The organism is Gracilibacillus salinarum, from assembly GCF_022919575.1.
Classification (GTDB): domain Bacteria; phylum Bacillota; class Bacilli; order Bacillales; family Amphibacillaceae; genus Gracilibacillus; species Gracilibacillus salinarum.
The window spans coordinates 3,515,239-3,526,858 of the sequence record NZ_CP095071.1 but is presented as its reverse complement, the minus strand read 5'-3'; the positions used below and the strand labels follow the sequence as shown (position 1 = coordinate 3,526,858).

Genomic DNA, 11,620 nt, shown 5'->3' with positions numbered 1-11,620 from the left:
TAGAATTTAAATTAGATTAACCCATTACTTTCACGAGTCGTTTGATTCGTGCTTCGAGTTCAATAAGTGAAAAAGACTTCGTCATATATTCTGCTACGCCAGATTCAAAGGTTAACTTAATATTTTCTTCCAACTCCTTATTGGTTAACACGATAATTTCGGAGTGACTGTTCGAATGTTCGTCAATCTGTTTTAATTCATTGATAAATTGGTAGCCTGCTATAGCTGGCAAATTGATTTCTGTAATGACTAAATCAGGAAGTATCTTCTTATATTGATCCAGACCATCTCTTCCGTTTTGCGCGGTATGAACCACATATTCTTTACTTTCCAAGTAATTCTTCAAGAGCTGAAGGATGGTTTCATCCGGATCTACAATAAGGATAGAACGCATTTCTGTTTTTGCTTTTGTTATATTTTCAAATACTTTGATCTCTTTCTCCTCGTTATCAGCATCTGTCATTTCCTCAATCATATAAGCTAGCATTTGTTCAGCATCGTCACTGTTTTCAGGAAAGCTTCCCACTAATACAGGACCCGTTAATTGATTGGCTTGCTCCAGGAATTCTTTTACGAACAATGCATAAAAGTGGGTATAAGCCAGATCACAACCATCTAATAACAATCCGACAATACCTAATTCAGTATCATAGTTTATTTGAAAAGCTGTTTCGGGCTCTTGTTTTTCCAACTTACCCTTTAGCTTTTCTATCGCTGATGGATCAAGATCTGCACGTGCTGTAATAATCCCGCACGTTAATCGACTTGCCTGATAATAATGAAGAAAGTGCTGAAAAGAATTTAAAATCTCGGAACCTGTTGGTGCTTTCGTCATTTTCCTTACTCCTCCTTTATATAAATAGCTTTAAGCAGATTGCTTCGTATCATTATCATCATTCCAGCTAGTCCTTGTCATCGTTCCCCAAGTATTGTTCTTACGCATAAAGTCAATGTGACCGAGGAACCTCCACAAAATCCCAAGCTGACGATAACCGAAGAACATTAAAATCGTATAAAAAACCATTTTGAAATAATCTCGCACTCTCGGATATCGCTGAAAAGCCATTTCTTCAATTAATAGTGCTCCAATTCCTAACAGTGTTCCGTATAAGACATTAATGAGCATGAACACACCGAGAATGGTCCACCCTGACATCTCTAACAAACCGTAACCTACAAGCGCCAGAAAACCAGTAATTCTGAAATAAGGGCTTAATGTTTCGAAAATAATATTATATGGAATAGTCAACAAGCCCATAATTTTATATTTTGGACGCATGAACATATACATGCCTTCTTCGAGCATATTCTTTAGATTCCCTCTGCCCCATCGTTTCCTTTGACTGCCAAGGATCTTAAAAGTGTCTGGTGCTTGCGTCCAGCAGACTGCATCTGGACAAAAATCGATTTTATATGGCAGCTTGTTATCCAACATATATCGGTGAAGTTTAATGATTATATTCATATCCTCGCCGGGATAACCTCCACGGTAGCCGCCTACTTTCACTATATAATCCTTCTTGAATACACCGAATGCACCGGATACAATAATTAATCCATTAACTTCACTCCAGCCGATTCTTCCCCCGAGGAATGCCTTCATATATTCCACCGTCTGCAACATCGGCAACAGTTTCTTCGGCAGATTTACTTTCTTCACCATCCCGTCGGAAATCTTACAGCCATTGGCAATGCGAACATTTCCTCCAATCGCTACATATTCTTCTGGATTCTCCATATACTTTCTTGCGATTCGTACGAGAGCATCACTCTCTAACAGTGAATCAGCATCGATAGAAGAAACAAGTGAATAATGTGCTAAATTAATTCCTGCATTCAATGCATCCGCTTTTCCTCCATTTTCTTTATCTACTAAATACAGATTAGGAAATGCTGGATTGTAATAGATCCCTTTTACTTTAGACGTAGGAACCGTATCTTTAATAAACGTCGGTTTATAATATTTCAGTTTGAATTCTTCAATTAAAACCCCTACTGTATCATCACTAGACCCATCATTAACGACAATGACTTCGTGCTCTGGATAATGGAGAGCTAGCAATGAACGCACATTCTCTTTAACCGTCAATTCCTCGTTAAATGCCGGAACCAGTACAGAGATAGGCGGTACATGCTTAGAACCTGATAATGGTTCATACTTGGAATAGAAAGTTTCTTTGATAATTCCAGGTAATCTCTTAAACGAAAACAAAATAATTCCACAATAAATCGTGTTAATAGCAATCACATAATACATGGCAAAAATACCGTATGCCAGCAGTATTTCTCTCACAATAGCTCCTCCTTTCTAAATGGATTTGATTAAGTATTCATCACTTTTTCCAAAGTATTTCTGATAGATATATACTTTCTGATTATAATCAGTAATATCTGCTAAATTTGAGAAGCGATGAATGGATTGTTTCAATTCTTCTTCCATAAACTCTTGAGCTACTTCTCTTCCTTGTTCTCCATGGTTACCAAAGGCTACTTCACAAATAATTTCAAAGCCTTTCGTACCTAACTGGATTAAGCTTTTTGCACTAGCTCTTGAAACCAGCCAATTGGTATCCTGTACACCTTGATTTAATAAATCCGCATACTGTTTGAGTTCTGCATTACCGATCCACTCAGCGAAATGATGACGAACCTCCCAATCAGAAACCCTCATGTAAACTTCTACGTCTTCTTTAGTGAGAGTCATAGAGATGGTTAGAAGTTTAGCTGCAAGAATTCTTACTTCTCTGTCATCAGAATCTAAGAAACGATGGATATTTTCTGGTATATGGAAATCGACCTGATTTTGCAAACCGATCAAACCAACTTTCACAAATTCTAATTTGCTTTCATTCAGGAATTCTGCATAAACTGTTCCTAAATCTGCTTCGGATTCTTTGGCTATATCTGCTACCAAGTGACTATCCTGCTTGCCATTCTCCACAAGGTATCTCAACAGGCTTTTCATTTCCGGTGTACTTGTTGAGGTTTGGGCAATAGATCGTGCAATGATGTAAATAGAAGGTTCGATTTTATTACGAAACAGCATAGAAAATAATGTAGAAGTAGATCCGCTATCTCTTAATATTCCTAAATGATATGCTGCATCGATACGGACAATGGACCATGGACTTTTCAGACGTTCTCTGTTGTACGAAATTAAGCCAATATCATCACACAATGTAAGGAGTTTCTGTCTGTGCACCCCCTCTAATTGATCCACCAGTTGCACCAATTTTTTTTGTAAAACCTTTTGTTCAAACGTCCGAAGTTTTTTTGCAGGTGCCCTCAAACGGTCAGCATTATCTAACTGCGACTGCACGTAATGAATATAGCTTCGGAATTCGGACAAACACTGTTTTTCTTTCTTTTCTACTCTTTTTTTATTCACTTTTATGCTTAACGTAATCGTTGATAAGATAAACATAAGAATGAATAAACTACCTATCATCCAGTAAGCAGCTTGTAAATTAATAAACAAAGCTTATCCTCCTTTCCTTATTCCATATTTGTAAAAGCGTCTTGCATCATATAATAGCTTTGTTTTAACTGTTCCTCATACTCGACTTTCTGCCATTCATCCCAGTTGTAAAGAGGATAATCCTTTACTGAAACAGTTTGACCCTCTACTCCTTCTACAGTTTCTGATCCTTGTTTCACGATCCACGGAATGAAGCGGATGCCTTCGATCTTTTCCATCTGCATTGTTGCCTCTTCCTGCTCTTTTGAACTGTAACTGATAGCCTGCTTAGAGCTTGGATCTGAGAGTCCTAATAATGACCAAGGAATTCTCACTTCGATTACATCACCTTGAACAGCCCAATCAGCTTGGGAAGCTTCAGATGTGGAGGACTGTTTCATTTCGCCTACAGGCACTTCTTCAAATGGTAATGTTTTATCCACTTCTGAAGAGTTGACCTTACGACTCACCGCTAATTTCCATGAATGCATGTTGCTGTCGTTGTCATCGTCCGGTGCATTGTCATACATACGTTGGTGGAAGTCATAGCTCGGTGCAATTAACACTTCACTTTCATTATCTCCACCTAGCTGAACTAGCGTCTCTAAACCATCATCAAGTGTTTTGCCTTGTAATGATTCCGGGTTTTTCTTCCCGCCATTTAGCGAATTAACACCGAAATAAACAGTATCTTCTTTTGCATCATAATCTTCAGGTAAGTGACCAGAAAGGTAAACATAGCCTTCATCATTCGCCACGTTAAAATCAGTAAGTGCTGTTGATAACGTCTGACTTTCTCCTTTATCTAGCTCGTCCCAATCTGATAAGTCACCATCTATCGTTAATTCATCCTGTTTATCGGGATACATCCCTAACAGACCATAAGACATTTCAACAGATAAATTGTTGTACCAGAAAGGACGTCGATGAGGATCTTCAAGACCCATCGTGTTCCATGTTTTTTTAAACCATTCATCTTGCCAGGTGAAAACAATAGCTCCCGCATAATCTTCTTGGTATATATGCTGCAGCATGTCCACATTTTGCTTTCCTTGCTCCGTGTCTGTGTGTCCACCCTGGTCGCGACCAAGTGGGCCAAAATGAGCATTTCCTCGTGATGCCGGCACGCCAAATTCTGTGATCATGATTGGCATGTCTTCGTGGTATTCTTTCAGTTCTTGCAAATACCCTTTATATGTATCGACCTTACCTTCTTCATTCTTCACATTGTCATATTTGTCGGTATACCTTAGAAAATCCGGATAGTAGGGATATGCGTGAAAAGAAGCAAAATATCCGGCTTCATCAGTGCGCTGAATATGAGTAGCGTCAACACTTACCAAGTCTTCCATGACAAATGGCTCGTCAGGATGTTCAAGTGGATCGGTTGTTATCCAATTCGTAAATGTAATAGGATGCTGCCAACCAATTGCTTCTTCCTTCTTGGCTAAGTCATCCATCAACTCTGCCAGCCAGCTTTCAAATGCCGAAGCTTCCTTTGTCGTTTCAAAGTAATCCCCTTGGAATAAAGGATCTTCTTTATGCTGTTTATTCGTATTCTCTACCATTTCCGGATCCCACTCAGTCCCAATATGCCAAGCCACCAAGTAGGAACTCGCATCTGCTGTGTATTCACCACTTGCATTCCCCGGATCCTCAGGCAGTGTTATGTCACCACTAACTGCACCTATTGCATCCGACATTTCATCTTTAAATTGTTTTGTCACTTCTGGTGACCATGCGTCGTTCTTCTCCTTGAGCAAATTAACTGGCGACCATACCCCTTGCATGAAATAAAGAGGATCTTCCGTATGATCTTGATTAAATTCAACTAAAGCCTGATAAAATGCTGGATCATGAATGGTATAAATACGAATGGTATTAGCTCCCATTTCATTAATCATTTCAAACCAACGAAGATAATCTTCTTTCTTAATTGCATGCGCACCTGGGAAATATCCAGGTAAAGTAGCTCCCATATTGACACCTTTCACAAAAAAAGGAGACCAGCTGTCATTTTTGTATATTTCTAACTGCTCTTCATTTGTTCTAAATTTGATTTTTGTCCCATTCTCTAATTCTTTACTCTCTGCTTCCTGTGCTGCATCTGACACTGAACATCCCCCAAGAATGGTAATGAAAAGTATAATAAGAAGCCCTTTACCCTTATATTTCATTTTTACCCTCCTCCCTTTTTCATAAAAGAAAAATATTTTCATAGTTGAAATTTTTTGTCGAAACAGTTACGTTAAAAGTATGATTTATCTTCCCCGCTACTTACGTTAACACGAGGGGTACCAATGTTCATCGAAAACTATATTTCGGAACACCGAATATTTCATTGCGGTACCGCAGTACTTTTTATCGCATAAATAGACATTTTGTCCGAAATTCCGCATCACCATCAAACAAAAAAGTTGTGATTTGATGCATGAGTAAGTGTTTTCAATTGTCCGTTGCGCGCCTCCCCTCAACACCCTGGTAAATTACCTACGGGTAGTGTCTACCATTAATTTTCAATTTGATCTTGGGAGGTCTATGAATGAATCAAAAATTATTGTTATTCATCCTGACATGTACTTTCTTTGTATTTCTAACGGGTTTCTCGAATACCGATACCGTGAAGAAAGCAATGTGGGTGGAGCACGTAGATGTTATGGAAAACGGTGAAGAACTATTGCAGAATGCTAAAGACAATGGCTACAACGTCTTATATGTAAAAACAGATCCGGAAAAAAGTTTAGAAAGCTATTCGGAATTTATCCGAAGTGCAAATGAATCAGGCATTGAGATTCATGCCTTAGGAGGAGAACCGTCCTGGTCACTTTCAGAAAACCAGCAAAAAGTGATCGACTTTGTTGAAGAAGTACAGGCCTACAATGAACGGGTTTCGGAAGAGGTACAGTTTAGTGGTATTCATTTAAAAATCCAGCCACAGTATTTGCCTGAATGGTACGAAGACCAATCATCCGTCATCAAACAATGGAAAAGTAATTTAACTGCTACGTTGGATGCTTTACCAGAAGACACTACATTGGAAACAAGTAGTTCTATGCCTTTTTGGCTTGATGATGTAGAAACACCTGGTGAGTCAGACGTGCCTTTCCATACTTGGTTAATTCGTCAATTTGACCATACGACTATTCTTGCTTATCGTGATACGTTGGAAGGTCCCAATGGCATTGTCCATTTAACAAAGGATGAACTTGAAACAGCTGATAAATACAACAAGCAGATCGTCATTGGTTTAACACTGTCTGATACAGGTCAGGACCACACCACTTTCTTTGAAGAAGGTTTATCGGATATGGCGATGCATCGCAGTTTAGTAGACAAGTATCTTAGTGAATACGATTCCTACGTTGGTACAGCAGTCGATGATTTCTCCAGCTGGCAGAAGCTAAAGGAAAATCCGCCAACCATTCAGGAAAAGGATAAACAATATCGGGGTACCTATATCTGGGAAGCAGAAACGCTGATCAACGAGAAAGACAAGATTCTTGAGTTTGCTAAAGAAAAAAATATTAACCTCTTATACACACGCTTAGACCTTACCCAGCCTTACAGTGCTTATTCTGATTTTGTTGAAGAAGCAAACAAGGCAGGAATTGAAATCCACGCAATGGGTGGACACCCGTCCTGGGCACTTAAAGAAGAGGAAGAAAGAATGTTAAATCTGGTCGATTACGTGAAAGACTATAACAATACAGTCGAGGAAAACCAGAAATTTGCTGGTATTCACCTTGATGTTGAACCGTACGTAACACCATCCTGGGCTGAGAACGAACAAGAAGTGCTTTCTCAATGGATGGACAATATCGAGTTATTTGTAAAAGAGACGAAACGCGAATCTGATTTAGAGGCGAGCATGGACTTAGCCATGTGGTTTGATGATACAAGTACGCCAGGTCATCCAGACACGCCTTTCTATGAGTGGGTCATCAACCAAATGGACCATACATCCATTATGGCATTTCGTGATGAAGCAAAAGGATCCGGCGGCATTCTCGATGTAGCTAAAAATGAAATGAATTATGCAGAAAGTGCAGATAAAAATATGATCATTTCTGTAGAATTAAAAGAGAACAAAAACAATCCGCATATTTCTTTCCACGATGAAGGTGCAGACTTTATGGAAGAGCAATTAAGTATCGTAGACGAAGAGCTGAGCTCCAATTCCGCCTACAACGGCCATACCGTTCATGCTTATCGTTACTGGAGAGATCATTAAGGCTAGTATTCAGCTAACTTTAAAGAAAAACCGGGCAAATGCCCGGTTTTTTTAATCAATCAATAAAGTATAAAAATGCAGTCACAGCAGTAATCACATTGAACATGAAGCTGAGTTCCTATAATATGGATTATGTAAACTAGCAGCTTAGTGGTCATTTTGAAAAATTATGTGTGGTATGATAACGCTCCGTCCAACCACTTCGCGTCCTGCGGGGCACGGCTGAAGCTAACTTTGTGAAGAAAGGGCACTTCACAAAGTGGATCTTCAGCGCCTGCCTGTCCCGCGGGAGTCTACGTGGTTGGCCTACGCTAAGAAATGGGCTCTACAACTTTTGTAAGAGATAGCATATTGATCACTGTATATATAACAGCAATTGAATGAATAACATAATGCCTAGATCCACTGCTTTTAGCTGTTTCAAATGTTGTAGCACTTCCCTTAAGCGTAGGAAATAGGCGGAGACTCCCGTGGAATCAGCGCGAGCTGAAGATCCATTTATGAAAGAAAAGAATTTTCTTTCATAAATTAGCTGAAGCCGTGCCCACAGGACGCGGAGCCTATTTCCGGAGCTTTGCTAAGCAGATAATTTATATCAAAATCACCATTTTGCAATACAGTTTACATAATCCATATTATAGGTAGTTATCCTAATAGATTATGCAATGAGGAACTTGATATCAATGTGGTAATGTTGAAATGTCTTATATGCGAAGCAAAGTGCCGGATGTATTTTAGACACATCGTTCAGCTCAATCCTTCCATGCCTGCAATGATGCCTTCTTCACTTACAAGAAAAGCAGCCAAGGAAGGGACTCACCCGCTGGCTGCTTTTCTTATTTAATATCTTCTGTGATGACACCTAGTTGTTTGGATTTCAACACAGCTTCTGCTCTTGTTTTGACTCGAAGTTTCTTAAAAATCTCTGTCAGATTATATTCGATCGTTCGAGGACTTTTAAAGAAGGCCTCTGCAATTTCTTTGTTACTCTTGCCTTTTGCCACTTCTGTTAGAATATCCTGCTCTTTTGAACTAATAGATACTTCATTTGCTTGTTCCACACTATTTTTTTGTGTTTCCTGCACACGAGCTTCTACTTTTCGCAATTGTTCCAACAACGAAACCGGAACAATTGCTTTCTCTTCTACTCCATAACGAATGGCTTGAATAAGCTCTTCTCTTGAAGCTGTTTTACTAATAAATCCTGTCACACCAGCTTCCATTAATGTATTAAAATACGGTCCTACATCATGCCCGGTATAGATTAGAATCGGGGACATCTTGCCCATCGAACGAACCTGCTTGGTCAATTCTATCCCATTCATCCCATCCATCCGCAAGTCAAAAAGCATTATGGTAAAGTCTTCTTCTTTCAATATATCGATCGCTTTACCTGGACTATCGGCGATGGTTACTTCCATATCATCCTCTTTTTCAATGATTAACTTAGAACCCTCACCTATTACTGGATGATCATCCACTAACATAATTGAAATCAATCTGATTCCTCCCATTACATCACGTCAGAGTAATGTCTTATTTCTAAATCTGTTTGAAGTAAAATAGCAACCTCCACCCCAGCATTTTCGGAAGAGAACACCTCCATATTGCCTTGAATACTATTAACACGTTGTCTAATACCTACAAGGCCCATATGTTTTCCTGAATGATAGGATCTGTTAGGGGGAAAGCCTACTCCGTCATCTTTATATGTCAAAAATACAGCATTGTCTTCACTTTTCATCTCTATTACAATCTGGCTTGCTTTGGAGTGCTTAGAAGCATTATTCAATAACTCCTGAACTACCCTGTAGATAACCAAGGCTTGATCATCTTCAAGATTTGCGCTGAAATCGTAAGAGATAAATTCAATAGCAAAACTTTCGCGAGAGCGGTATTGCTGAATTAAATACGATAATGCTTCAATAATACCTGTTTCCTTGAGAAAAGGAGGCCTTAACAACGTACACGTTTCACGAATTTGGTCGACAACTCCCAGCAATCCTCGTCGCACATCTGTTAATGGTGCTCTTACAGAACCCGGCAATTGATCGTCTTCCAGTAATTCTTCCACTTTTCTATACCAGACTAATTGTTCCTGCAGGGCTGAATCGTGTAAGTCTGAAGATAATCTTGTCCGCTCTTTTTCAGATAGTCTAAACAGTAGCCTTAACATCCAGGATGGCATAGACTGATCATTATCCAACGATTGCTTCATATCCTCGGTTACGCCCTCTATCAACTGGAAATTTTCATAAACAATGCTCGTATAATGCACAAGCATTTTGAGCCAGCTCTGCTCATCCTTATTGAATGGTGTAAAGTTTGCCTTTCGTTGAATCCATAATATATGAATGGAATCATGCTGCTCACTGATGATATAGCATAGCCCTCCTTCAATGGAGAATTGAGAACCAATCGAAAGCATGGGATTATAATACTTTATGTAAAATTCGATAAAGTCCTTCGGATATTCATGATCACCAGCAGACAGTTCTGTATTTACTCCCTTTTTATCAAATTTTACAAGTGAGACTTTTTGAATGGGGAGCACTTCTCTAATTTCTTTGATTAACCGTTTATCCAATTCCTCTCTTTTTACAATTTTTGCTATATCATATGAATAACGATCAAGATTAAACTTGTCCTTAAATAATCGATGCCGGATGTTCAATTTCTCTTCTAAGTAAAACATAATAATTAGCGATCCGTACGTTAAAATAGAGACTCTTGCCCACTCTATAAAGGACAAATTAGTAAAAAACAGCATGATGCCGATAATAATTCCTGTGAGTATCAATGAGATAAACGCGTAGTATCGTAAGCGGCTATTGATAAAATCAATATCAAACACTTGATCCATGATCACTAAATACAGAAAAAATACCGGTAAGAATATGAGGCATGCAGCCGTTAAAGAAGCGGGTATTAATTCGACTCCGAATATCGTGTTCGGTAATGCTGTTAAAAAGATAAAAGGAAAAAATGATACGACAATGCCAAAAATCGCATTTTGTAAAATAGGTTTTTGGACCATTTTCCGATATTTAAAATAATGATAAATAAGAACAACAAAACTTAATAATATTTCAAAAGAAAATAAGAGTAATTGCGCGTTTCTAAAGAATACATACATGTTCCCGACATACACGAATATCGACAACATCCCAAGCAATACCACAAGAAAGTTAACCGCATAGATGATGACCAGATATTTCATTTTCATGAATTGAATCTGGTACTTAAAGAAATACCGATAATGAAAATGAATAAACAACGAAGGCACCATCATCATCGATAAACTGTTCATCATACGCGCAAACGAATCAGTACGAGCTGATGCCCCTGCACTGACATAACAAAGACCAACCGCAACAAAAAAAGCTACTAAAATAAAAACTACTTTGTCGTCTCGTTTCTTCCAATAAATATAAATAGAAAAACCAAAAAGCACTAAAAACGCAAGCATTGGCAATAACGTATGGTATAAAAGGGTATTATAATTCCTTGGCACTTGCACTTCAAATTCCAGCATACTCCCATTACGCAGCACTTTCATTTGATCGAGGTGGCCAACCACTCCGTACTGTTTAATAAAATGAAATGACTCTGGGTCTTTGCCGTTGATTTCCGTAATAATATCGCCCGTTTGAACCTTTCTTTGCGCTGCCCATCCAATCGAATCTACTTTTGTGATCTCCCATTGCCCATCAGTAGTTTCTTTTACATTCAGGCCTACATAGGTTTTCGTCACTGTTACATAAGTCATATACAGACCAATTAACAGGACAATGGTTAAAAAAAAACATATTTCTTCTTCATATCCATCCCCTTTCCCTGCGACAACTATTAACAGCTCGTCGTTTCAATATATATGTATTGCTCTCCTTAAACGATGAAACGAAAAAGCCAGAGAAACTCTGGCTTTTTCA

The 11,620-nt window shown here is 38.7% G+C and carries 7 protein-coding genes; 1 reads left to right on the top strand and 6 read right to left on the bottom strand.

Going from position 1 to position 11,620, the window contains the following annotated elements; genetic code table 11:
- Window positions 1-16: 16 nt before the first annotated feature.
- From MUN87_RS16460 to MUN87_RS16445, 4 genes are read right to left on the bottom strand one after another with little or no spacing between them, the layout of a single operon-like run.
- Window positions 17-835, bottom strand: a complete 819-nt coding sequence (locus MUN87_RS16460) for a response regulator transcription factor (RefSeq protein WP_244741804.1) — start codon at window positions 833-835, stop codon at window positions 17-19.
- A gap of 30 nt (window positions 836-865) precedes the next feature.
- Window positions 866-2,293 (bottom strand): glycosyltransferase family 2 protein, encoded by a 1,428-nt coding sequence (locus tag MUN87_RS16455; protein WP_244741802.1) that lies wholly within the window; start codon window positions 2,291-2,293, stop codon window positions 866-868.
- 15 nt (window positions 2,294-2,308) lie between these two features.
- Window positions 2,309-3,478 (bottom strand): HEAT repeat domain-containing protein, encoded by a 1,170-nt coding sequence (locus MUN87_RS16450; RefSeq protein ID WP_244741799.1) that lies wholly within the window; start codon window positions 3,476-3,478, stop codon window positions 2,309-2,311.
- A 17-nt stretch (window positions 3,479-3,495) separates the two neighbouring features.
- Window positions 3,496-5,634 carry a hypothetical protein gene (locus MUN87_RS16445; RefSeq protein ID WP_244741798.1) on the bottom strand — a complete coding sequence of 713 codons (2,139 nt, stop codon included), beginning with the start codon at window positions 5,632-5,634 and terminating at the stop codon, window positions 3,496-3,498.
- A 365-nt stretch (window positions 5,635-5,999) separates the two neighbouring features.
- Between MUN87_RS16445 and MUN87_RS16440 the strand changes: the two genes are divergently transcribed.
- Window positions 6,000-7,688, top strand: coding sequence for a hypothetical protein (locus tag MUN87_RS16440; protein ID WP_244741795.1), 1,689 nt, complete (start codon window positions 6,000-6,002; stop codon window positions 7,686-7,688).
- 836 nt (window positions 7,689-8,524) lie between these two features.
- Here the strand turns inward: MUN87_RS16440 and MUN87_RS16435 are convergent.
- Window positions 8,525-9,187 (bottom strand): response regulator transcription factor, encoded by a 663-nt coding sequence (locus MUN87_RS16435; protein ID WP_244741792.1) that lies wholly within the window; start codon window positions 9,185-9,187, stop codon window positions 8,525-8,527.
- Between the two features lie 14 nt (window positions 9,188-9,201).
- On the bottom strand, window positions 9,202-11,457 hold the full coding sequence (locus MUN87_RS16430; protein WP_244741790.1) for an ATP-binding protein: 2,256 nt from the start codon (window positions 11,455-11,457) through the stop codon (window positions 9,202-9,204).
- Window positions 11,458-11,620 lie beyond the last annotated feature (163 nt).

What these genes read in the sequence shown, in the direction of transcription:
- MUN87_RS16460 (WP_244741804.1), bottom strand. Translation starts at nt 835, where the DNA reads ATGACGAAAGCACCAACAGGTTCCGAGATTTTAAATTCTTTTCAGCAC.
- MUN87_RS16445 (WP_244741798.1), bottom strand. Translation starts at nt 5,634, where the DNA reads ATGAAATATAAGGGTAAAGGGCTTCTTATTATACTTTTCATTACCATT.
- MUN87_RS16440 (WP_244741795.1), top strand. Translation starts at nt 6,000, where the DNA reads ATGAATCAAAAATTATTGTTATTCATCCTGACATGTACTTTCTTTGTA.
- MUN87_RS16430 (WP_244741790.1), bottom strand. Translation starts at nt 11,457, where the DNA reads ATGACTTATGTAACAGTGACGAAAACCTATGTAGGCCTGAATGTAAAA.